Raw genomic sequence first — 24,435 nt, 5'->3', positions numbered from 1 at the left:
CAACGACGGGGATGGCTGAGCCGATGGACGGAGTGAAAAGATGCGCCAGACTACCGCACGGCAGCCATCCTTTGCCCGCCTCTTTCGCGAGAAGGCGTTAGAAGTTTGGAATTACTTTCGCAAATGCTTCGTCGTATTCCTTGCTCGGACCGAGTTTTCCGTTGGTCAGAATCACGAGGGTTACCTCGGCGTGAAAGCAGAGACGCTCGTCGCCGGCGCGATAGAGGTCGTGCGTGAATACGTATCTCACGCCTTCTTTTCGGAGTGCAAGGCGCGAAATAAATTCATCGTCGCATACCAGCGGCGTCTTGTATTCAAGGTGCATACGCGCCACTACGGGGTCAATTCCCTTTTCGTGGAGTTCCGCAAAACTCACTCCGAGCGAGCGAATGAAGCGATGTCGTGTGTGTTCCGTGTAGTGGAGGTAATTCGCATTGTTCACAATTCCCTGTATATCGCACTCGTAATCGCGCACCTCCATACGGGTTTCATAAATGTAATTCTTGTTTGTCTTCATTTATCTTGCTTTTAAATATTCGTAACCTATTCTGCAACGGAGGCAGTCCTTCCGGTCGCAGTATTCCTTTTTCAGTTGGATGAGTGCCTGTGAGTCGCCCGCCGAATCCACCTCCAAGCCCACTTCACGCCACATTCGCACGATGTGATTGTTCTCTGCTTTCAGCGTTTCGAGGAAATCGAAGGCACGGCCGCAGAGCTTTTCCGAAGACTTGTGCCGCCCGTAGGCGAAGAGCATCGGCACCACGGTGTTGATTATCAGCAGTTGGAGGGATGCTTTCGAGAGCGTTTTCCTGCTTTTGGTGCTCTCCGAGCCGAAGGTATAGTGCATTTCCCAGTAGGGCGTAACCTGTGTTTGCAGGAGTTCGGCCACTTCTTCGATGGTCTGACAGTCTATGAGGGCTACCAGACCTGCCTTTCTCTGATAGTAGAGATTTGCCAACTGCGCAATTCTGATGTGAGGGAAGTTCTGCGGACGGAGCCGGAGAAACTTCCACAGTCCCGCCTCAATCGGATTGAGCGAGAACTTATGCGCCAGATACTGGTATTCGGTTCTCAGTCTGCCGAAATAGCCTTCACGGACGGCCTCCTCCTGATAGCGTTCGGGAACGGATTTCAGCTCCAGCAGTCCGGCCTGTCCCATAAAGATGGCTTCGATTTGGAATAAATCGTCTCGGTGATGGTCTACGGCAATCAGGGGAATGTGCTTCGCCCATTGCTCGAAAGCGTCGCCGTTGATACCGAATCCGTAGTTGCGTGCCAGCGTAACGAAGTAGGCGGCTTCCCAATTTCCGTTGCAGTCGTCCACCCGTTGCTGTATGGCTGCTGTGCGCTGTTCGAGCCGTTCGGTCTGCAAGGCCGTCATCCACGAGTGAATCATCAGTCGGGTGAGCGTGGGGATAATCTTGTAGCACGGCGGATAATGGTCTGTGGCGAGCAGCTCCTTGTAGTTCTGCTCCACCGAAACAGGTACGGGGAGCACTAACTGAGGCAGAATTTCTCCGTTTTCCTTCTTTACCATCGTGTCGGAAACGCCCACTACGTGCAGAATCACGTTATTGTAACGTGCATCTTTTTCGTGTCCATGCAGATACCAGTCGGACGCCTTGTGGTGTATTTCCACATTTCCCACCCATACGGTGCCGCCGATTTTCACTTTTGCATTGAAGAAATCGGGACCGGCATCGTGGTTGTGCAGTCCCGTGTCAATTATCTCTACTGGCTGATGGTCAGTAGTTGCAAGTTCGGAAAGGGGGAAAAGCCTGTGTTTCCACACATAATGGATGAATTTCTCCATAATGGATAATTGGTTAATGGAATGCAAATATACTAAAATTCCAAGGATTTCCATCGCACTCTCCTCATTTTTTGTTTATGGAAATGCTTTCTACAAAGCTATGAAAAGTGCAGTCAGGATTTGGTGTTCTTTAATTTATTGTCTAATTTTGCAGTAAATTTTACATCATTTGAGCTTATGGAACTGAAAATTTCAAAAAAAATCGCTTTACCGCGAAATCCTTGATTACATTATGATTACGATAGGATGTATTTCCTATGGCATAGGCTGGACGATATTCCTGCTGCCGAACCATATCGGCAATGGTGGTGTTGCCGGTCTGTCGTCCATCGTTTTCTGGGGTTTCAACACACCGGTATATGTTACCTATCTTGTTCTGAATTCCATTCTGCTGGCTGCCGCTCTGAAGACGCTCGGACTGAAATTCTGCATCAAGACCATCTACGGCGTGCTTACACTCACATTGGTAACTACCGTATTGCGCGAAATTTTCCCTAATCCCACTATTCTTCAGGACCAGCCGTTTATGGTGGCACTCATCGGAGCGATATTCTGCGGACTGGGACTGGGTTTCTGCCTGTCCTACAACGGCAGTTCGGGTGGTTCAGACATCGTTGCGACCATCGTAAACAAGTATCGCGATATATCCTTGGGACGTGTGTTGCACCGGCACCACATTTTGCTGATGCGCTCTGCTGGCCAACTCGGGCATCACGCCTCCATAGATCTTATGCACCTCCTGAGATGCCGTGATGTTGCTCAGCAGAACGCCGTTTTTTCAACACAGCAGCCGACGTGTCGTCACAACTGCTCTCTATACCTAGTATATATATGTCTGTCTTTTCTTCCATTGCTCTGATTGATTTGTGGAAATTGGGGATAAGTCACACCGTCGGACAAGACCCACAGAGCATACTTGACGCTCTCGTCGCGGTCGAGCCGACCGACATCTGTCATCTGCCCGATGTATCATTTCTTATCGCGACAGCACCTCCACGCCGGTTTCGATCATGAGAAACGTGTGTTCCCATTGCGCCGACGGCAGTTCGTCGCCCGATATAACCTCCCATCCGTAAGGGTCGGCCTCATCGATAGGCTGCCTCCACAGCGTCCAAACAACCGGTGTTCAGACGTCCGGCTATACGTATGCCCTCTATCTGTTCAGGGGTGCGCACCATGGCACGCGTAGGCACCAACTTGCCTTTATTTTCCCAGTACATCACCTTCTTGTCGAGTTCCGAAAGAGGTTGCCCGGGCATACAATGCCATCTTTTTTCTTGTTGAAAACCATATCGATGTATTTTTATTTGTATGCAAAGAGAACACTTTTAAGGCGAACAGAACTGATTATGGCCTGAAAAATATATTGTTTGCTGGCGGCCAGTAAACCAAAGCCATCTAGTAACGGTTAACAAAATGTCTCCCCACTCTTTCTGTGATAAGCAAGTTTCTCCCTTTACATAAAAAGTATCCTGCAAACCGTATCAGTTTGCAGGATTAATCAAAGCAAATGTTAACCGATGTCATAAGAGACTAATTCCGTGGAGCAAGAACAACTCACTTCACCAAAATCTTCTTCCCGTTTACGATATTGATTCCCCTTTGGAGTTTCCTGAGGCGATGCCCCTGCAAGTTGAAGATATTGCTTTTCAGTTCCCCCTTTTCAGCAGTATCCATGCGTTCAATACCTGTTGTCGTTTTCTTGAGTTTACCCGTAAAGGAAGTAGTCATAAACACAGAATTGTTATTATAAGTGGCATAAAACACAAGTTTCATTTCTCCCTCGGATGTAATCCAACTTTCTGCATTATCTACGGAAACAAAGACATTAAACTCCTTGCCACTCTCTGTTTGAAAGCCTATATATGCCGTATTTTCTTGGAATATTTTCCACCTTCCAGTTGGGTTATCGAATAATAAAATCAACTCCTTGACGCTGAAATCCTTGATTTTCTCTCCCCCCAGACTGTACCCCTTAATAACAACTTTATATGTTTCACTGCCGTCTTTACTGATGACCGCCGAAAAAGATTTCTTCGTCTTGGATCCTTCAGGATGTTCATCACTGGTAGTTTCCACCTCCGCATTGCCGAAATACTCGCCAAGCAGATTGGAAGGCATGGATACTTTTTGGGCGGAAACCGCCAAGCACAGCATCAAAAACACAAAAACAAGTTTAATTTTCTTCATAATAATTGCTTAAATTTAAATTTGACAAGTTGGAGTGCATGTTTTGCCTCTTTCTCATATCGTGTTGCCTGACAACATCAAATATGTCATACAAGCGTGTGCAAAGGTACGCATATTCTTCGAAAGAATATATCAAAATATCAAAAAAATACAATTCAAACCAAAAAAACTAGTCTTTATCTCCTGCAAACTGTCCGTAAAACTACAAAACAGCCTCTTTTCATCCCTCCTCCACTCTACATCTTTCATCCGTCGGAGCGCTCCCTTCCGGTACTCCACGTACTGGTGGATACTTCTATCGTGTCGCTGAGCTACTTCGTGGTTCACGATTTCGAGAAGGTAATCTATGGTTACGTCTGCCTCATCATCACTTCCTTCGTGCTCGATCAGGTTGTGAACGCCGGTCGGTTCAGTTCCTCATCATTTCCGAACGCTACGAGGAAATCTGTCAGGCAATTACTGCCAACCCACCCCATCACGGCTGTACGCTCATCGATGCCAAGGGCTATTACACAGGCACTAATACCAAGATAATTCTTGCCATTACACGCCAGCGCGAAGCAGGCATCCTTCACAGAATGATAGACGACATTGATCCTCACGCATTCGTAACACAGAGTCAGGTTATGGGCGTGTTCGGACAGGGCTTCGAGAAGTTCAAAGTGAAGCGCAAGAATAATTGATGAAGGGATTAGTTTACGAGGAGACAAGTTTACAAGTGAACAAGTGGACGAGGCTACAAGTGGATAAGTTTACAAGGTAACGACTTGACAAGCTGACAAGAAGCCCCTCAATTCAGCAAGAAAGTACAAAGCGTCAGGCAAATTCAATGCAATCGGCGAGACAACTATACGGAAAAGCCCCACAGACTCATAGAGAATCTGTGGGGCTTTCCCGTATCTTAAAATGCTATCAGTCGGGCATTGGCTTTCCAACTACCTCCAGTGCTTTCTTCACAATGTCGCTTTCCTCGTTCCAAACCCTGAAATATTCGTTCATATCCCAAATGTCTCGCGCCACCAACGACTTAATCTGAAGCCTTATATAGTTCAGCGATTGCTCCAGTTCCTTTGCGTCCTTCGGTTCAATCTTCTGTTTCTTGGCCTCTGCCACCATTCTGTCCGTCAGACTTACGGGCACTTTATACTCACGGGCAAAGGTTTCAAACGACTTGTATTTGGATCTGAGCGATTTCCTGTTCGCATCAGCATATTTCAGATATTCGTCCATCAGGATGTTCTTGGCTGAAAGCTGGCGATGGAAACGGGTGTATTTCATCGTGTCGAGGGGAACGAAATAGTCGGGCATCACACCGCCGCCGCCGTAGACAGGACGGTGCTTGCGCACGGTGTAGTATTTCAGCGAATCATCGAAGTGAATGCTGTCCGCATTGGTCAGTTCGCCGTGTTTCAGACGGTTCTCCAAATCCATCTCGTAGTCCTTCAGGTCGCCCTTCTTGTAAGGCTTCTGAATGCAACGGCCGCTCGGAATATAGTAATGGGCTACCGTGAGGCGAATCATACTTCCGTCGGGAAGGTCGAACGGACGCTGAACAAGCCCCTTGCCGTAAGTGCGGCGACCGATGACAACGGCACGGTCGTTGTCCATCAATGCGCCCGAGACAATCTCTGCCGCCGATGCCGAAAATTCATTTACCAACACGTAAACGCCAATATCCTTCAAACGACCGTTTCCTCGCGCCTTGTAGTTGTGGCGTGTAACGCGTCTGCCTTCGGTATAGACAATCATATCGTTGTCTTGCAGAAACTCATTGGCTATCTCAACAGCCGACTGCAAATAGCCTCCACCGTTGTCCTGCAAGTCTAAAATCAAGTCTTTCATACCATTTCGTTTCAGAGAATCCACGGCAGTCATAAACTCTTCGTGGGTCTTTGCGCCAAAGCTCTCCAAACGGATATAACCGATTCCCGGACGAATCATATAGGCAGCATTCAGCGTGTGAACAGGAATCTTGGCACGGGTAACGATGAACGTCAGCCTGTTTTTCACGCCACGCCGCACTATTCCCAGCTTTACCTTTGTGCCTTTCTTGCCTCGGAGCCGCTTCATAATGTCTGTACGGTTCATTTTCACGCCTGCAATGAGGGTGTCGTCCACCATTACGATACGGTCGCCTGCCATAATCCCGACTTTCTCCGATGGTCCGTTCACTACGGGCTGAATTACAACCAACGTGTCTTCAATCATATTGAACTGCACGCCGATGCCCTCGAAGTCGCCCTGTAAAGGCTCGTTCATAGCCTTTGTTTCCTTTGCATCCGTGTAAGTGGAGTGTGGGTCGAGTTTCTCCAGCATTCCCCTGATGGCATCTTCTACCAATTTCTGCTCGTTTACCTCGTCCACATAGAAATTGTTGATGGCAATTTCCGCCATCTGCATCTTGCGAAGGGGCGAATCTCCGCCGAATTTGAAATTGATTTGAGAGTTTGCCAGCGTCGGAATCAATGCGGCAAGTATGGATAATAAGAGTAATTTCTTCATTCGTTTTTGTTGTTTTGTTTTACTAAAGTGCATCTTCAAAAACCGATACACGCTCCAATGCACGTTCTGGAAGAGATAGGAACTTAATGTAATTCCTATGCAATCTCTTCAGTTTCTTCGGCAAGGTCTTCTTCTATCACGAGATTGTCGATGATAAAGTTCTGACGCTCCATAGAGTTCTTGCCCATATAGTATTCCAAGAGTTTCTGTACCTGATCGTTCTTATGCAATGTTACCTGCTCAAGGCGCATATCAGGTCCTATGAAATGAGCAAATTCATCGGGCGAAATCTCGCCAAGTCCTTTGAATCGGGTTATTTCCGGATCAGGACCGAGGTCGCGGATGGCATTCAGACGCTCCTCTTCGTTGTAGCAATAAAGCGTTACGAAATCGCTCTTCTTCTCTCCCTTCGTTCTACGGGCATCTATTTCTTCGATTATCTGCTTGTTTGCTATCTTCGTTCTACGGTTTCGCACACGGAAAAGTGGGGTCTGAAGCACGTAAACGTGGCCTTTCTTGATGAGTTCCGGGAAGAACTGGAGGAAGAAAGTGATGATAAGAAGACGGATGTGCATACCGTCTACATCGGCATCGGTGGCAACAATCACCTTATTATATCGCAGCGTGTCGAGTCCGTCTTCAATATCGAGTGCCGCCTGAAGCAGATTGAACTCTTCGTTTTCGTAAACCACCTTCTTCGTCAAGCCGAAACAGTTCAACGGTTTGCCTCGCAATGAGAATACTGCCTGCGTATTCACGTCGCGGCTCTTCGTGATGCTTCCGCTCGCAGAGTCGCCCTCAGTAATGAAAATAGAGCTTTCTTCCTTGCGGTCGTTCTTTGCATCGCTGAAATGCACGCGACAGTCGCGCAGCTTTCTGTTATGGAGGTTTGCCTTCTTCGCACGCTCGCGCGCCAACTTCGTAACACCGGCCATCGCCTTGCGTTCGCGCTCTGTCTCCTTAATCTTATTCTCCAGAATATCCGTGAAATCTTCCTTGTGGATATGCAGGAAGTTGTCTACATTTGTCTTGATGAAGTCGCCTATGAACTTATTGATGGTCTCGCCGTCGGGCGACATCTGCGTAGAGCCCAGCTTAATCTTTGTCTGCGATTCAAACACGGGTTCCTCCACATTGACGGCAATAGCAGCCACCATACCGTTACGAATGTCTCCGTATTCGTATTTCCCGAAGAACTCCTTGATGGTTTTCGCAATGTGTTCCTTGAATGCAGACTGATGCGTACCGCCCTGCGTGGTATGCTGTCCATTCACGAATGAATAGTATTCCTCGCCGTACTGGTTGGTATGCGTGAAGGCAATCTCGATATCCTCGCCTTTCATATGAACGATTGGATAAAGAGAATCCACCGTCATATTGTCTGTCAGCAAGTCTTTCAGGCCGTGTCGGCTCAGGATTCGGCGACCGTTGTACATAATCGTCAGTCCTGTATTCAGATAGGTGTAGTTGCGAAGCATCGTTTCTACGATATCATCGTGGAAACTGTAATTCTTGAACAAGGTGTTATCAGGTTCAAAGAAGATATAAGTACCGTTCTCGTCGGTGGATTTCTTAGTCTTGTCGCTCTGAAGATTGCCTTTCTCGAACGACAGTTCACGCACCTTGCCATCGCGATAGCTCTTCACTTCAAAGCGGGAACTCAATGCGTTCACGGCTTTCACGCCGACACCATTCAGTCCGACACTCTTCTTGAACGCCTTGGAATCATACTTGCCACCTGTATTCAATACCGACACGGCCTCAACGAGCTTGCCCTGTGGAATACCACGGCCATAGTCGCGCACGGAGACACGCAGATTTTCGTCCACATCAATCTCTATCCGTGTGCCAGCATTCATCTTGAACTCGTCGATAGAGTTGTCCAAGACTTCCTTCAAAAGCACATAAATACCGTCTTCAGGCAAGTTTCCGTCGCCCAATCGCCCGATATACATACCGGGACGCGTGCGAACGTGCTCCATATCAGATAAGTGTCGGATATTGTCGTCGGTGTATTCAACCGTTGTCGGGTTTTGAATATTGGATGTTGATGAATTGTCCATTTATAGGCTGTTTTATATTGAATGATGAAGGATGGAAGACTGATATTTCCCAAAGGGACAGATGACGGATATCGATGAGTTCAACACGCCCTGCCGCTTATTTGCTCAACGCCTTGCGATAGCATCTTCTCTTCTTATGGTTCTCTGTATCGAACATACTCCACTGACTCTGCACGCCCGAGTTGCTCTCCATTTCCACCTGACTTTCGCCCCATTTGAAGCCACGCTTCACATAACGTGGGATGAGATCATTGAAGAGAAGCGCATTCGCACCCTTTGAACGGTATTCAGGAAGGAAACCAAGAAGAAGCAGGTCTACGCCCTCTGTCTTGCTGTATTTGATTGCCCGCAGCACGTGCCACCAACCGAAGGGCAGCAAACGACCGCGGCGACACTTCTGCAATGCACGGCTCAACGACGGAATCGTGATTCCCATACCGGCAATGGCACCATCCTTATTGTCGTCTACAATGACAGTGATCAGGTCAAGGTCGGCCATCGGGAAATACATATCGATATATTGGTCTATCTGACGGTCTGTTAATTGCGAGAAACCATAGATATCCCTGTATGTTTCATTGATGAGCTGAAAGAGTTTCTTGCCATAGCCACCCTCGAAGATGTCCTTCTTCGTAAGTTTCTTTACGTGGAGATTATATCGTTTCTCTATCATTGCAGAGAGCTTCGTCAACTTTTCAGGCACTTCATTCGGCACTTTGATGAGAAATTCCAGATAGTCGTTGTCCTTTTCCCATCCACCGAGCTTTTCAATATGCTGCGGATAATAAGCATAGTTGTAGATAGTGGGCATAGTTCCCAGTCGGTCGAATCCCCACGTAAGCATACCTTCAGGGTCCATATCCGTGAATCCGAGAGGTCCTACGATGTCCTGCATACCACGTTCGCGGCCGAAGTCTTCCACAGCTTTGAACAATGCTGCCGAAACTTCCAAATCGTCGATGAAATCTATCCAACCGAAACGGACATCCTTGCGATTCCAAGTTTCATTCGCCTTATGGTTGATGATTGCCGCCACACGTCCGACAAGCCTACCATCCTTATAGGCAAGGAAATAATCAGCTTCGCAAAAGTCGAAAGCAGCATTCTTGTCTTTCGACAAAGTCCTTAATTCGTCGCTATATAAATTAGGCACATCATATTCATTGCCTTCGTAGAGGTCGTAATGAAATTCTATAAAAGCCTTGAGATCTTTCTTAGTCTCGACTTTCTTTATCTGAACTGATGACATTCTTCCTTAATTAGGTTTTTTATTCTTTAAACGTACAAAAGTAATGAATTACCTTTACAATACCAAATTTACCCTTAGTTTTTGGTGTTAATTAAGAGATTACAAACTGAAGATGGATTACAGGCGCAAGCCAATACCCTAATCTATATCAATGCCGTGCAATGCTCTCCCATTGCAAAAAAAAGACTTGAGAAGAATTGCACGCTTATTTCTCGCAAATCAGGAGCAAATGCTCGCCTCTTGCATCCGTTGTTGCAAATATATAACACGAGCCTCCATCCTTCAACTTCAGGCGTTTGCGCAATTCTGCAACGCTCACAGGGAAGTTACGGGTGGCGATATTGGCTGCCTTGATGCCATTCAACGCCTGTTTCAGTTCCTTTTTATTGAACGATGAAACCGTCTTTATCGTGAACTTTCGGCCGGGAAAATCCTCGATGAATCCGTCGGAAACAAACAAATGCGAGTTCTGGCTCACGGCTTTGGCGTTGTAACGGACAGACAGTTCTCCGAAACATCCCGCCTTCATTACCGACGCATTCGGCTCATAGAGGAACTGTCCGGGCTTGATTTCGCTGCAAACCGATTCCCTCAATCCACTTTCAGCATTCACCACAAGGCATTCAGTATCGTTTATGCAATGAAGCCGCAACGCCGCACTGCCTTTACCCAGAACGAAAAGCAGTTCCCTGCATTCGTTCTTAACGGAAACCACGTGCACCTCGCGCACTATGTCGGCCTCGGCATTCAGTTCCTCTACTGCTTTATGCCAGTCCAGCATAGGCGAAAGTTTCACGATGGTGTATCCACTTTTGCCAATCAGTTCGTCTTTCAGCTCTATAAGATTGGGAGTACAGTCGCTGATGAACACCGTTTTCCCACCGTGGCAGTCTCTTCTTGCAGGATCCAGATAGATTATCGTGCTGAAATCCAACTGACGCAGATATTCCACGCCGTCTGCATTCACAATCGTTGTGCGTTCAAGACCCAATAACGGGAAATTATTCTTGGCTATTTCGCAGAGATGGGGCTGCTGCTCTACATACGTCGATACGAAGTTCCGCCCCATAAACGAGAAATCCACGCCAAACCCTCCGGTTAAATCCACGAACGACGATGCGGCCAAACCTGCCGAAACACCGTCCTCTTCGGTTTTATTCGCCTCATTGTCAATATACGCTTGTGCCAGTCGCTTGGCAAGTTTTTCCTTATACAGTGCCGTCTGTTCCGAAGAGCACTGCTCCATTGACAGATGCGGCGGATAGATTATCCCCTCTTTCCCGGCCCAAGTTGGCAGTTTTCTGCACGCAGTCTGCCACCCTGCAATCTGATTCAGCGCAAACGGCATATTGATATCAGGATACTTGGAGGCTTGGAGTGCGAGGGAACGAACGGACGAGGTGCAGTGCGAAAGGCAGAAAAGCCTCTCCTTTTCGCCCCATTCCGAAAGAAAAGAAGGCGAAACGTTCTGTATATTGTCGTTTTTCAAATCTTCACTCATATCCGTTTTCAGCTTTTATCTATCATATAAAATTCGCCAATTTGTATCGTTTTCTTCTTCTCCGGAAGACATAAAAAGGCGAACCGATTCCCGGCAGCTTTACCTCACTACTTTCAAATTCTTCTTTGCCCACGCTCTCGTGCAAAGGTTGAAGTGCCACCATTCCGTTCTGAGTGCCATAAAGCCTGCCGACTCCATCACTGCTCGGAGAAGCCGACGGTTTTCAAGGCTCTCTTTGCTGAGAATGCCCTTTGCAAGCAGCGTTTCCTCCTTGTCGATGTGACTCTGATAGCCCATATGGTCCACCCTTACGCCCATCGGCAGCGTGTCTATTCTGCACGGTTGCGCACCGTCCTTCCATTCGCTTTCTTTCCACGAGGCCTTACAGATGCTGATATCCACCGCCATTCCGTAATTGTGCATCCCTCCTCCATTGGCCGGATTGCTCACGTAGAAGCTGTGATTGGTATTCTTCACTTCGTCCCACATCGTTTGCTGAACACTCATCGGGCGCGTAGCATCAAAGATGCAAAGGCTCAAATCCGGTCTGCGCCGCTTCAGTTCGGCCTGCGCTTCCTTCAATGCTTCGGCACAACGGGGCAGCATATATGCCTCGCGCAAGTCCTTATAAAGCACTTTTCGGCAAAAATTATCGGTACGGGCATACATCAGTGCCACCTTTATGCTCGGCTCCACATCCTTTATATTCACCAATCCCTGACCGGCCATTCGCAATCCGGCAGGCGATACAGCTTTTCTTTGGGCATTACCACCTGTTGATGCTGCTTTTGTCTTAACCGATGCGGCAGCATTCCCTGTTGTTTTTTGAGCATTCGACGTGCAGGCACATAGGATAAGTGCCAACAATACAATCCAGTTTCTGTTCATTATTCCTTTATCTGATTCGTAAACACGGTAGAATATCTACCCCGATACGCTATTTTCTCAACAAAGATACGCAAAAACAAGGCAACAAACAAAATTAATTCCTTTTCTTTATAGAAATGGAATGCGTCTTTTGCCAACACTCATAACAACAAGAACAGAAGCAAACACTACCGAAACTACAGGTTAATCCCCCCCTTCCCCACACATAAGAAACAATGACGGATGCAAGCAAATAAAAACACGTTTTGCAAGTAACCGAAGATTGCAATGTATTCTTCGCACAATTACAGCGCATTCTTGCGAAGAATGCGCTGCAATCTTCGCAAAAATGAATAACGTTTTTTATTCTTTGATTTTCAAGCACTTACAAACAGCTTTTCATTCAACTTCATTTCTTTGTATGAAGTGAATCGATTAAGAAGTAAATATCTTTATTTCCAAACCATTTCAGACGTTATCCATCCGTTGTCTTTTGAACATACAGAAGTTATTTACCTGCCACTCGGCTCCCTTGTAAACTTATAAACTCGTCCACTCGTAAACTTATCTACTTGTCCTCTTGTAAACTCGTTTACTCGTAAACTTGTAAATTTCTCCAAATATCAGCAATATAAAAACCGAAGAAAAACTTGTCTTTATCTTTTTTTTCACTATCTTTGCAACACTATACCGTACAATTCGGCAGAATAGGATTTATTCCTCTGTCTTTGAACACGGATAGTAGACAAGTAGGGGATGCATTGTAATAATATTACCGATGCTGTTCCCTGAATTTTATTGACGAAGAGCGTTTGCTCGTTATCCACGCTTGAAATCTGGACAATTTCAACTTAATAAGGATAATGGACAAGTACGTTCACGTGAGAGAGTATTGTACCCTTACCAAAGGGACGATATATCTTCTGGCGTGGATTGCTGTCTGTTACTTTATTAAGGGCAGTCCAGAGCCTCAGCGTGGTAACAACAGCATACCACGCTTTTTTTGCGCTTTTAAATTCTATCAAATATCTAACGCAAATGAAAAAGTTTATCTCTTCCCTTATTCTGGGATGTCTGTTGAGCTTTGTTTTCGTAGGTTCTGCACTGTCTGCACCATCGGGTGTAAATGGTCGCATCAACTACCGGAAGATTCTCAACGACTATTGCAACAATTACCTCGAAGCCGACTACGGCAGTATGTACATCGACCGGAATCAGACCATTTTATTTATAACTATCAGGCAGAGAGCGAATCTTTTATAACTCCTCAATGCTTATTTTTTCACTTTAAATTTATCCTATTTATGAAACTTAAACCATTTATTTTATTTGTGGTTATTTTGCTTTCAAGCATTTCTTGTTATGCCGACAATGATGAACACGGCTTTCCAAAGGCTTGGGAGAAATGGCGTGCAAAATTAGAAAAGGACAGCGGCAAGGTAATTGCCTATTCTGTCAAACGCGACTGGGTGCTCTACAATAAGCATCAAGACGGACATGATTCGCAATGGGTGCGCAATATGCGTAAAAAGAAAGACTGGGAAATTTTCCTTTATATCTTTGATCCTTCTGCCCTTCCAACGGTTAATATAGATACGTGTAAAACGAATTTTACTATTAAGACATCTGTGTATTACAAACATCATATATCCCCGGATGGACGTGCAATGGTTACAGAAGTCTTCGATAATCGTGGTGGTGCAGGCATAGAATATTTATCCTTAGAAACAGGTAAGTCTAAGGAACTAACTTATAATATATTTAAGGAAGAAGAGGGAACAATCGGCTTTGATAGCGATTCTACTTTTTATACGTGGGAAGAAGTGTTCTGCGATAAAAAGGGAAAAGTGGTGGAGTCGTTTGAGGAATCTCCTGGGAGTATGGCTGAACTCGGCAGTTTTATATATTCAGGCTTAGTATATAAAGATTATTACCGCAAGGTAAGATATAATACGAAAGGCAAGAAGCTAAGTGTTGGCAAACTGATCAGCTCAAGAAAGATGAGGGAAGAAGATTGTGGAATCTCTAATAATATTAATAATATTTTGTTTTTACTAAGTTGGGGGGAACCCAAAGTGTATAATAAGGATGGAGGAGAAGTAAGAGATTCTACAGGAAGAATCATAGACTGGTGGTGTGCGAAAGACAGTCTGTTAAATCAAGGTGTCTACACCTATTATTATCACCGACAAAACGAATGGGCAGATGCCACTTCTTCTAAGCGATACACCAGAGGAGCTGTTCAGTATTTGGAAAAACATAGATGGGGCAATCAGAACGAAGTCCCACAAGAAGTCATTTGCAAAGATGAAGAAAACTATTATCGCTGGATGCCGGTAATGTGCGATGCACAGGGGCGTGTTGCAAGCGATGATGCCATTTTCCCAGTTGATCCGGAAAGTTACTACACAGAAACTAGAATTATTGACGTAAAAGATGTAGAGGAAGCACTGCGCACCAGAAAGATTCAATACCTCTATCGCAGAATGTGGTATAAGTATTATGACAAATATTTGGGCTGCGATAATAAGCTGTACACCAAAGACGAAGTTGTAGCCATAGAAAAGGATAATTTCCGTTGGCCTGATAAATGGTAATCAGATTAATGCCTGCTTCGTTCCCGAAGCAGGCTTTTTAATGTTTTTACCCAGCCGCAGTTTGTCGCAAGCATTAAAGTTCTATTAATGATAAAAGAAGAAATCCCGTAACTCTTCATTGGAGTTACGGGATTTTCATATCATTTGATTTCATTTCGGAGCGCAAAGGTTTTCCGAAGGAATGAAATTAGTCGGCAAGTTTCGCCTTGATGAACTCACGGTTCAGGCGGGCAATGTTGGCGATGGATTCGTTCTTTGGACATTCAGCTTCGCAGGCACGTGTGTTCGTACAGTTACCGAAACCGAGTTCCTCCATCTTCATAATCATATTCTTGGCACGCTTAGCACGCTCGAGCTTGCCCTGTGGGAGCAATGCCAACTGGCTGACCTTGGAAGAAAGGAACAACATTGCCGAACCGTTCTTACAAGCTGCCACACAAGCACCACAACCAATACAGGTAGCGCAGTCCATAGCCTCGTCTGCGGCCTCCTTTGAAATGAGGATTGCGTTGGCATCCTGTGGCTGACCGGTACGAATGCTCGTGTAACCACCTGCCTGAATAATCTTGTCGAATGCGCTACGGTCTACCATACAGTCCTTGATAACTGGGAATGCAGCCGAACGCCAAGGTTCAACCGTGATAACATCGCCATCCTGAAAACGACGGATGTAGAGCTGACAGGTAGTAGCACCGTTAGCAGGTCCGTGTGGATGACCGTTGATGTAGAGTGAACACATACCGCAGATACCTTCGCGACAGTCGTGGTCGAATACGAATGGCTCCTGACCTTCTTCGATGAGCTGCTCGTTGAGGATATCAAGCATTTCGAGGAATGAAGTATCGCCTGGGATGTCCTTCATCTCGCGCTGATCAAAATGTCCTTGTGCAGTAGGACCATTCTGACGCCAAAACTTAAGTGTGAAACTTATATTTTTATCCATTTTGATTTGATTTTTAATGTTAAGTAAACAAGGAGACAAGAGTTTTCCTCTTTGGGAAAAGACTTTGTTGTCTGGTAGATTCTCTTTACTAAAAGAATGCTCTTTTGCCAGACAATTAAATCCTTATGCGTAGAAACGATAACCCAACAAAGTTTAACGAACCAGTAAATACGGTCAAAGTAATCTACTTGTAAACTTGTTTACTTGTGAACTCGTTACCTCACCTATACTTAATTCTTATAGTTACGTGTTTGAACCTTGATAGCTTCGTATTCAAGTGGTTCCTTGATGAGCACAGGAGCAGTTGTGTCGTCGCCCTGATATTCCCAGCAACCTACGTAGAAATAGTTCTCATCATCACGCTTTGCCTCGCCTTCCTCGGTCTGGTATTCTTCACGGAAGTGGCCACCGCAGCTCTCGTTGCGAGAGATAGCGTCGTTAGCGATGAGTTCGCCCATAAGAATGAAGTCGCGGAGGTGGATAGCCTTGTCGAGTTCCACGTTCAGTCCTTCCTTGCTTCCCGGGATGAAAAGGTTGGTGTTGAACTCCTTGCGAAGTTCCTTCATCTTCTCAAGACCGGTCTTCAAGCCCTCGAGTGTACGACCCATACCTGCATATTCCCAGAGAATACGGCCGAACTCCTTGTGGATTGAATCAACAGAACGCTTGCCCTGAATGCCCATCAGACGGTCTATTTCGTCCTGAACACCCTTCTCGGCTGCCTCAAACTCAGGAAGGTCTGTCGGGAGTTTCGCCCAGATAGCCTGATCAGAGAGGTAGTTCTGGATGGTGTATGGCAATACGAAGTAACCGTCTGCAAGACCCTGCATCAGCGCAGACGCACCAAGACGGTTTGCACCGTGGTCAGAGAAGTTGCACTCGCCGATTGCGAAGAGACCCTTGATAGTTGTCTGCAATTCATAATCAACCCAGATACCACCCATTGTATAGTGGATAGCAGGGAAGATCATCATTGGATTATAATACTTAACACCGTTGATTTCCTTTGCCAGTTCGCCCGGATTCACGTCAGTGATTTCCTCATACATATCGAAGAGGTTGCCGTAACGCTGGAGAATTTCGTTCAAACCAAGACGGTTGATACTTTCAGAGAAGTCGAGGAACACGGCCAGACCGGTGTTGTTCACGCCGAAACCGTGGTCGCAACGCTCCTTAGCGGCACGCGAAGCAACGTCACGGGGCACCAAGTTACCGAACGCCGGATAGCGACGCTCCAAGTAGTAGTCGCGGTCTTCCTCGGGAATGTCAGAACCCTTCTTTGTTCCCGCCTGCAATGCCTTTGCGTCTTCAATCTTCTTAGGCACCCAGATACGGCCGTCGTTACGCAACGACTCTGACATCAATGTGAGCTTAGACTGCTTGTCGCCGTGTACCGGAATACAGGTTGGGTGAATCTGAACGTAGGCAGGGTTAGCAAAGTAAGCACCCTTGCGATAGCACTGGATAGCCGCCGTACAGTTGCAGCCCATAGCGTTGGTGGAAAGGAAGTAGGCATTGCCGTAACCACCCGTAGCGATAACCACAGCATTGGCAGAGAAACGCTCGAGCTTACCGGTTACAAGGTTCTTTGCGATGATACCGCGGGCACGGTCGTCCACGATAACCACATCTTCCATCTCATAGCGTGTGTAGAGTTTCACACGACCGTCGTGTACCTGCTTGCTGAGTGCAGAGTAAGCACCGAGCAGAAGCTGCTGACCGGTCTGTCCCTTTGCATAGAAAGTACGGGAAACCTGCGCACCACCGAAGGAACGGTTTGCCAACATACCGCCGTATTCGCGTGCGAAAGGAACGCCCTGAGCCACACACTGGTCGATGATGGCATTTGAAACCTCTGCCAGACGATACACGTTGGCCTCACGAGCACGGTAGTCGCCGCCCTTCACGGTATCGTAGAACAGGCGGTATACAGAGTCGCCGTCGTTCTGATAGTTCTTTGCAGCATTGATACCACCCTGTGCGGCGATAGAGTGCGCACGACGGGGAGAGTCCTGTATGCAGAAGTTATATACGGTAAAGCCCATTTCGCCGAGTGAGGCAGCGGCACTGGCACCTGCCAGACCTGTACCTACCACGATAACGTCGAGCTTCAATTTATTTTTAGGATTAACCAAACGCTGGTGAGCCTTGTAATTGCTCCACTTCTCAGCTACTGGTCCTTCTGGAATTCTTGAATCTAATATTTTAGCCATAACCTTATATATTCTTTATAGTATTATGAATTAAGCAGCACAGCAGAGGCTTGGAGCGCAACCGAATGCGAATGCAAGCACAACTACCAAGAAGCCGAGCATAAGAAGAGTGGTGTAAACCAAGCCAATCATCTTCCAACGACTGAACCATACCTTACCGTTCACACCCACAGTCTGCATAGCCGACCAGAAACCGTGTGAAAGGTGGAACCAGATTGCCGCAATCCAGATTACGTAGAGTACTACATAAACAGGATTTGAGAATGTCAATTTGATGTAACCGAAACCATCAGCAGGATTTCCCAACGGGTCTGCGATGTGGAAAATTTCGGCAAACATCATATTGTACCAGAAGTTGAACAAGTGCAGTACCATACCCAAGAGGATGATGATACCCAATACCAACATGTTCTTTGATGCCCATTCCACCTTAGGGCTTGAACCGATTACGGCATAGCGTTCGCTACCGCGGGCACGACGGTTCTGCGCCGTGAGGATGAATGCGTACACAATATGAGCCACGGTCAGAGCACCGAGTCCCACAGTTGCAACAACCGCATACCAGTTGGCACCCAAGAATTCACAAATCATGTTGTATGCCTCGCCGGAGAACAACGCAACAAGATTCATCGACATGTGGAATGTCAGGAATAGAATAAGCGCGATACCCGTTACAGACATCACAACTTTTCTACCAATAGAAGAATTGATTAACCACATAAATGTTTTGATTTTTAAAATATTTAAACTGTTAGAATTATTTCCACTTCGGCATAATGCTTCTGGGCATCAACAACCGACCACCCACGTCTTCCAATACTCATATATTGGTATTCAGGCAGTCTTTATGCGATGCAAAAATACTATAATTTAATGATAGTTCAAAAATATTTAGCAAAAATCGGAACGCTTTTAAGCCCAAAAACGCTTATCTTGACACTTTCTAAACAAGCCGTATCATTCTATCAGTTAAACCAATAAGTAATACCTGTTACACTAACACATAAGAAACCACGGACATATTTACATTTTTACACTTATTTACAGGGATAAAACGACAATATGCAGACCCAAAAACATCATCGCACGCTGCGATAACAAGGGTGGCAAACTTGCCGATCAGCCTGTCCGTTATCGCTCCTTTCCGAGTTCGGAATAAGTCAGAAATCAGGGAAAGGAACAGCAGCAGCGGCTCATCAGGACGACCGTCGTTTCCAACTGCGAGACGCCCGTTTTCCAATCTTGCGAAGAATGCGCTGCAATCTTCGGTCATTTGCGCTGCATTCTTCGCAAAAATGGAACGCAATCTTCGCAAGAATGGAAACTCATCTTTTACCCATTGATTATCAAACACTTAAAAAGGTAAGGAAATTAAGCCCAAAAGGCTATAAAGAATATTGCAACGCCAACAGCAGTTCGCATCCCCGCAATGTATAACAGTCCGTAGAGATGCTTATTCCGGTGTTCTGCCTTACGATGTATTCCTTCTTGTCGAACAGGTTGGAGAGATTGAGGGAGAGACGGAGCTTCTTCATCCGCCACACGGCTTTGGCATCGGCAAGCAAGATGCTGAGCACGTTGCCCTGTTGCAGCTCGTTGCGATGATGCGTCATAGAGCAAGTGAGGTCTATCGGACCGAAAGTGGAAGTGAGCGAAAGGCTCTGTTCCCATCCGAAAAGCGTTTCCATTACAGATGAACTGCTCCAACTGAAACGGCCTTCATAGCTGAGTGCTCCACAAGTGGGGGCAAACTCTATGTTGGGCATCAGATTGCAGAGGCGCGAAGTGTATTGCAGCAGATTGCCGTCGGACATCTGCTGCCCTTTACCATACGTGAAACTGCCGTTAAGACGAGCCTTGAGGTGCAGGTCGGAAAGTCCTTTCGACACCGAAGCCTCGGCCTGCCAATAGTCGCTTTCCGCATTGCACTCCCTCTGCGAAAGGTAATACCTGCCGTCGGCAATCCGTAAATCGATCATAATGTTCTGCCAACTGCGCCCCACCGTCGCACCGGCATTGAAGAAGAACTCGCTCACGGGACGCTTGTAGACATACTCCAAGGTGGAAAAGAGGTTGCGCGTCCGGCGAATCAGTCCGTCGCCCGTATAATAAGTACGGTAGTTCTGCCGATAGCTGTCAAGGATAAACTCGCCCATCTGTCCTGTCCCTTCGGCGTAATTGGCTGCCAGCGTCCACTCGCTTCTCCGTCCGGACTTCCATTTCAGATAGAGGGAAGGCTGCGGAAGGAGGAACGAACAGCGTTGGCGGACGAATCGTTCCCACACCAAACGGGGCGTGAGCGATGCCTGAAACTTCCCCCGTTCGTACTGGAAATAAGGGGAAAGATGGGCGGAGAGCTTCACGCTGCTGCCCGACAGGTTCAGGTTTCGGAGGTCGAACCCACCGGAATATCGCCTCGTAAGATACAACCGCTTGCGCAACCATCCCACGGACACGGCAGAATGCCACAGGTTTGTGCGCAGACGTGTCCTGAAGTTGTTAATATAAAGGTCGGAAACGGAATGGTGGTAATCCATTACGGACTGAACGGAGAGCTGTCCCTTGCCGAGCGTGTAAAGGCGGTACAGGCTCCCGGAGATGTTCAGCTCGGGAGTTCTGATGCGTTGGGCGAGCGTGTCGCCAAGGTCGGACAGGGCGTCGGTCTGCCTTGCCGAGATGCTCAGCAGGTCTTTCCCATACGTTGAAGCCGTGTTTATCTTGTGCTCAAGCTCGGCTGAGAAATCGTCGTGCAGCAAGGTGAGGTGCTGATTCTGAGTGGTTATTACGGGAGTTGAACCTCCGAGGTCGTAGACTGATTCGTTCTTTGTTGTCTGCCGTTCCACCGTCCGCAGATAGTTTGCCGTGAAGCGCAGTTCGCCGTCGTTCGGCAGCTTCTGTATTCTGCTTGCTCCGTAGCGTTGTGAGGTGTTGAACCGGAGCCGTTCGGCAGCTATCGGGGCATAGACGGAGGGAGCGGCGTGCCACGACGGCAGCCCTGCCGCGGGCAATCCTCCGCCATAATGCGCCAGTGCGTGCGTTTCCTGCATCAGGTCTTTCCCCGTCCGGTCGTAGGCAAGGGTGTACATCCATTGCCTATTCTTGCCTATTTGCAGGATATTGGCAGCACCCCCCACGCTGACCGGCTTGCCGATGAGCAGATGCGGCCTGACGGTGGGCAGCAGTTTGTCGCGTGCGTCGTCCTTCAGCACGATGTTCATCGCCACGTTGTCCGTGAGCACCTTTCCCTCCAGAGCCTTTACCGGTTGATCGTGATGGATGATTTCGGCATTCTTCACATCCTTTGCCTTGATGTTTTCCTCAAGCTGATTGTATCGACCGCCTGTCAAGTCCAATCCTTCCACGGTGAATCGGCTGAGCGATTTTCCGTTCACAGTCAGCTCGCCGTTCGACGCCACTTCTACGCCGGGCAGTTTCTTCAGCACGTCCTTCAGCGAATTGTCGCGCTCGTTGGCGAACCGCGTCAGGTCGTAAACCGTGGTGTCCTGTCTTCCGAATATTCTTCCGCCACGCACCGTTACCTCGTTCAGCTCGAAAGGCTTTGCCGCCAGTTTCACGTTCGTTGCTCCCTTCTCTGCCGGCTTCACGACCGTCTTGGCAAATCCTATACAGCCTATCTGCAAGGAATCGGCCTTTTGCAATTCCCCGATATTCATTCGGAAGGCTCCCCGGGCGTCTGTCTTCGTAAACTTCAGCGGCTTGCCGGCTCGGAGAAGCGTTACCGATGCACCCGGAACGGATTTTCCGGTACCGTCCTCCACCGTTCCGTAAACGGAAGTCTGTGCCTGAACTGCAAGGCACGTCCAAAAGGAAAGCAGCAGCATAATGTATCGTTTCATAGAGCAATGATTTTATAGGATAAATTCCTTTTTCCGAAAAGCTTAAGAGCTTTCTTGAAAAAGCTTAGGAGCTTTCTTGAAAAAGATTAAGAGCTTTCTTGGAAAAGATTAAGAGCTTTTGATAAAAAGCTGGCGAACTTTTTCCGAACAGGTTTAAAGCCTTTTCTGCATCAGGCTTAAACCTTTCGGGGGAATGCTCTGCGAAAGCTCTCCCCCCACCTACCATTCTATCAGGTTGTAGTCCTGTGGAGCAGAGTGTTTCAGTTCGTTTCCGTTTTCGTCCTTGATAGTTATCGTCCGATTCGACGAGGAGGGAAAGCTCATCAGCGTATAGCCGATGGCATCGAAATAGTAACGTTTGTATATCTTGTTGAGCGACTTCCGTGCTATCGGCTCATAGTCCCTGCCCTTGTACTCCATCATCTTTTCCTCCCTGACATTCCTGATTCCCACGGCATTGAACGTAAATTCGCGGTTGGAATCATAGGCAGAGAGTATCAATCCGGGCAATCCGTGGAGCTTCCACGGGCCGTTGTCGAGCGGAATGTCGGCTGCATACCACGCGTTCCACACCCGTCCGCGATACTTTGCCGTGGCCAAGTGTGCCGTATATCCGAGTATCTGCCTCGTGCTGTCGGCAACAATCTCCCATCGGGGCACGTCCAGTTCCTCCTCCACGACGTAACGGTCGTTTGCTATCCTGTCCAGATAGGCAGATCTGCCCATTGCGGGATAGTTCCTATACACCTTCCAGCTCACTTGCGAACTGGTATTAATATTGATGTCTTCGCCTTTCCGCATCTGTTCGGCTATCAGCGAGTCCACCTGATAGCTCGCATAGCTGTAAAAGGCCGAGCACTTATCGCCGATCTGCAGCAGCATCTGCTCGTTGAACGAAGCCCGTGCCTCGGCATTCGGATTGACAACCGAGTTCATATCATAGACTATCTCGTACTTCACACGGTCAATGAACTCGCCCTGCTTCCTGTCGTCGTCCGTAATGAGAGTTACACCCTGTGCCTCTGCAAACATTGCCGTCATTGCAAGCACCCATACAAATAGATTTCTTTTCATAGCTCTTTGTCATTAAATTGTTTTCTCTGGCAAAGATAGCCGTATATTCCCGATGAAAACGCTGATTTTTATTACAGAAATATTCTTTTCCGTCGCGATTTTTATTATTCATTTATTATTCAACGCACCACGTCGGGAGATTTTATTATCTTTGTATTGTAAACCAAAGATATACCTATGGACAAACGAATAAAGCTGGTATTCCTCCTTTCCATCGCCACTATTCTCCTGACGCTCGCAGGACAAGCCTACTGGCTCTACAACCAGTATCTCTACACGAGCAATGCGATGGCAGACGAACTGAAGAACATCTGCGCCAAAGGTCTTGCAACGGAAGAGGAAATGCGCATAAAGGAAGTTTACGAATACCTCGGAGAACAAAAGATAAAGGACACGCTGAACGTAACCACTACCATATCCTACGATTACAGCTCGAAGCGCAAGCCCACCTCCACGTCTACCTTCACTTATCTTCTGCCGGAGAAAGGTAAGGTGGTCTTCAACTGCAACGGACTGACATCATCGGCTGCCGGCGAAATCTACAACAAATACAAAGCTGCGAGCTTCAAATCTTTCCAGACAAAGGTAATCGACTCGCTCCTCACGGCAAAGGGAAGCCAGAAGATACAGGATTTCAAGCACGTCAAGATGAAGGCAAACAACCTTGAACCACGGTTCAGCACGGAAATCGGATGGGAAACAAAACTGAAAGTGGCGTACTGGAGCAATCCTCTCTTCGGCGAAGGCATTGCATTCTCCATCCCGATTCCTGTCTCCAACGTAATAAAGTCGATGATGTGGCAGCTCATTGCGAGCACACTCCTCCTCATCGTCCTTACCATCTGCACTCTCTATCAGATTAAAACCATCATCATCCAGAAGCGCATCGACGGCATCCGTCGTGAATTTATGAAGAATATGATATTCGAGATGAAGCAGCCCGAAGAGACCGGTGCCGACGGAGAGTGCCTGCGCATAGGCGATACGGAATTCCGTTACGGACTCAACGAATTGCAGTATAGGGAGGAACGCGTGATTCTGACCTCACGACAAGCCGAGATACTGAAGCTCCTGAGCGATTCGCCCAACAGGATTGTACCGCGCGAAGACATTCTTCTTGCTGCGTGGGGCGACGATTCCTACGCCAATTCCCTCGCTCTGAACGTTCAGATAACCCATCTGCGGCGCGCCCTAAAGTCGGATGAGAAACTCTCCATCGACGTTATCTACAAGAAAGGCTACATTCTCAACATCAGAAACCAGTAGAACGCCCTGTCCCGCTCGCCCCTTCCGTTTCCCTTCCCCTCATTCCGTCCTCTCTCCACCTCTCATTCCACTCTCTACAATCCTTCGTTCCATCCTCTACCATCCCTCATTCCTTTTGTCCCCGTCAGTTCATTGTTATCCTCAAATCCTATCATTTATTTGAATTTCACTGGACATTCCATTGCTTTTATTATAGCACCGTATTAGTTTCATAGCTTTGAGAAAGTTGTCTCATAATTATGAAACTGTTGTCTCAAAGCTATGAAACGAATACAGCAACCCAATATCTCTGAACACGGA

19 protein-coding genes and 4 pseudogenes are annotated in these 24,435 nt (G+C 47.2%); 5 read left to right on the top strand and 18 right to left on the bottom strand.

From position 1 onward, the window contains the following. Positions 1-97: 97 nt before the first annotated feature. Positions 98-517: a thioesterase family protein gene (locus tag P150_RS0107885; protein ID WP_028897213.1), complete on the bottom strand. Its 420-nt coding sequence runs from the start codon at positions 515-517 to the stop codon at positions 98-100. Then, positions 518-1,813 carry a DUF2851 family protein gene (locus P150_RS0107880; protein ID WP_028897212.1) on the bottom strand — a complete coding sequence of 432 codons (1,296 nt, stop codon included), beginning with the start codon at positions 1,811-1,813 and terminating at the stop codon, positions 518-520. A gap of 232 nt (positions 1,814-2,045) precedes the next feature. Here P150_RS0107880 and P150_RS16205 point away from each other — a divergent pair. Beyond that, a pseudogene (locus tag P150_RS16205) lies at positions 2,046-2,477 on the top strand (YitT family protein); the annotation flags it as partial. Here the strand turns inward: P150_RS16205 and P150_RS17110 are convergent. The 3 genes and pseudogenes from P150_RS17110 to P150_RS0107865 form a co-directional block, all read right to left on the bottom strand. Continuing rightward, positions 2,478-2,664: pseudogene (locus P150_RS17110) on the bottom strand (tRNA (adenosine(37)-N6)-threonylcarbamoyltransferase complex transferase subunit TsaD); the annotation flags it as partial. A 237-nt stretch (positions 2,665-2,901) separates the two neighbouring features. Continuing rightward, positions 2,902-3,072, bottom strand: a pseudogene (locus tag P150_RS17105) (type I methionyl aminopeptidase); the annotation flags it as partial. Between the two features lie 298 nt (positions 3,073-3,370). After that, a complete protein-coding gene (locus P150_RS0107865) occupies positions 3,371-4,003 on the bottom strand; it encodes a hypothetical protein (RefSeq protein ID WP_028897211.1) in 633 nt (210 codons plus the stop codon). Between the two features lie 261 nt (positions 4,004-4,264). Between P150_RS0107865 and P150_RS17100 the strand changes: the two are divergent. Next, positions 4,265-4,686: pseudogene (locus P150_RS17100) on the top strand (YitT family protein); the annotation flags it as partial. A gap of 229 nt (positions 4,687-4,915) precedes the next feature. Here P150_RS17100 and P150_RS0107855 read toward each other — a convergent pair. The 6 genes from P150_RS0107855 to P150_RS17575 form a co-directional block, all read right to left on the bottom strand. Continuing rightward, entirely contained in the window at positions 4,916-6,505 is a 1,590-nt protein-coding gene (locus P150_RS0107855; protein WP_028897210.1) for a S41 family peptidase, read from the bottom strand. Positions 6,506-6,600: 95 nt separating this feature from the next. Next, entirely contained in the window at positions 6,601-8,568 is a 1,968-nt protein-coding gene (locus P150_RS0107850) for a DNA topoisomerase IV subunit B (protein ID WP_028897209.1), read from the bottom strand. A gap of 97 nt (positions 8,569-8,665) precedes the next feature. Continuing rightward, positions 8,666-9,817, bottom strand: a complete 1,152-nt coding sequence (locus tag P150_RS0107845) for a hypothetical protein (RefSeq protein ID WP_028897208.1) — start codon at positions 9,815-9,817, stop codon at positions 8,666-8,668. Positions 9,818-10,022: 205 nt separating this feature from the next. Beyond that, a complete protein-coding gene (locus tag P150_RS0107840) occupies positions 10,023-11,318 on the bottom strand; it encodes an SAM-dependent methyltransferase (RefSeq protein ID WP_197018062.1) in 1,296 nt (431 codons plus the stop codon). Positions 11,319-11,417: 99 nt separating this feature from the next. Continuing rightward, positions 11,418-12,209 carry a M15 family metallopeptidase gene (locus P150_RS0107835; RefSeq protein WP_369793334.1) on the bottom strand — a complete coding sequence of 264 codons (792 nt, stop codon included), beginning with the start codon at positions 12,207-12,209 and terminating at the stop codon, positions 11,418-11,420. An 827-nt stretch (positions 12,210-13,036) separates the two neighbouring features. Next, positions 13,037-13,210, bottom strand: a complete 174-nt coding sequence (locus P150_RS17575) for a hypothetical protein (RefSeq protein ID WP_155952972.1) — start codon at positions 13,208-13,210, stop codon at positions 13,037-13,039. Between the two features lie 13 nt (positions 13,211-13,223). Here P150_RS17575 and P150_RS0107825 point away from each other — a divergent pair, with 13 nt between their 5' ends. Then, positions 13,224-13,448 (top strand): hypothetical protein, encoded by a 225-nt coding sequence (locus P150_RS0107825; protein ID WP_028897205.1) that lies wholly within the window; start codon positions 13,224-13,226, stop codon positions 13,446-13,448. 41 nt (positions 13,449-13,489) lie between these two features. After that, positions 13,490-14,782: a hypothetical protein gene (locus tag P150_RS0107820; RefSeq protein WP_028897204.1), complete on the top strand. Its 1,293-nt coding sequence runs from the start codon at positions 13,490-13,492 to the stop codon at positions 14,780-14,782. Positions 14,783-14,969: 187 nt separating this feature from the next. On the opposite strand, the gene P150_RS0107815 is transcribed toward P150_RS0107820, so the two are convergent. The 7 genes from P150_RS0107815 to P150_RS0107785 form a co-directional block, all read right to left on the bottom strand. After that, a complete protein-coding gene (locus P150_RS0107815) occupies positions 14,970-15,725 on the bottom strand; it encodes a succinate dehydrogenase/fumarate reductase iron-sulfur subunit (protein WP_028897203.1) in 756 nt (251 codons plus the stop codon). Continuing rightward, positions 15,710-15,841, bottom strand: a complete 132-nt coding sequence (locus P150_RS17095) for a four helix bundle protein (RefSeq protein ID WP_255327180.1) — start codon at positions 15,839-15,841, stop codon at positions 15,710-15,712. Before P150_RS17095 ends, P150_RS0107815 begins: the two co-directional genes overlap by 16 nt. A 114-nt stretch (positions 15,842-15,955) precedes the next feature. Further along, entirely contained in the window at positions 15,956-17,938 is a 1,983-nt protein-coding gene (locus tag P150_RS0107810; RefSeq protein ID WP_028897202.1) for a fumarate reductase/succinate dehydrogenase flavoprotein subunit, read from the bottom strand. Positions 17,939-17,968: 30 nt separating this feature from the next. Further along, positions 17,969-18,658, bottom strand: coding sequence for a fumarate reductase (locus tag P150_RS0107805; protein WP_028897201.1), 690 nt, complete (start codon positions 18,656-18,658; stop codon positions 17,969-17,971). Positions 18,659-18,929: 271 nt separating this feature from the next. Then, positions 18,930-19,211: a hypothetical protein gene (locus tag P150_RS0107800; protein ID WP_155952971.1), complete on the bottom strand. Its 282-nt coding sequence runs from the start codon at positions 19,209-19,211 to the stop codon at positions 18,930-18,932. A gap of 112 nt (positions 19,212-19,323) precedes the next feature. Continuing rightward, positions 19,324-21,795: a carboxypeptidase-like regulatory domain-containing protein gene (locus P150_RS16195; RefSeq protein ID WP_051617592.1), complete on the bottom strand. Its 2,472-nt coding sequence runs from the start codon at positions 21,793-21,795 to the stop codon at positions 19,324-19,326. A gap of 219 nt (positions 21,796-22,014) precedes the next feature. Further along, a complete protein-coding gene (locus P150_RS0107785; RefSeq protein WP_036932144.1) occupies positions 22,015-22,869 on the bottom strand; it encodes a GLPGLI family protein in 855 nt (284 codons plus the stop codon). Between the two features lie 177 nt (positions 22,870-23,046). Here P150_RS0107785 and P150_RS16190 point away from each other — a divergent pair, with 177 nt between their 5' ends. Then, entirely contained in the window at positions 23,047-24,135 is a 1,089-nt protein-coding gene (locus P150_RS16190) for a winged helix-turn-helix domain-containing protein (RefSeq protein WP_036932143.1), read from the top strand. Positions 24,136-24,435: the final 300 nt, after the last annotated feature.

Source organism: Prevotella sp. HUN102, from assembly GCF_000688375.1.
GTDB lineage: Bacteria > Bacteroidota > Bacteroidia > Bacteroidales > Bacteroidaceae > Prevotella.
The sequence above is the reverse complement of the archived record's forward strand: the minus strand, read 5'-3'. Positions and strand labels throughout refer to the sequence as shown.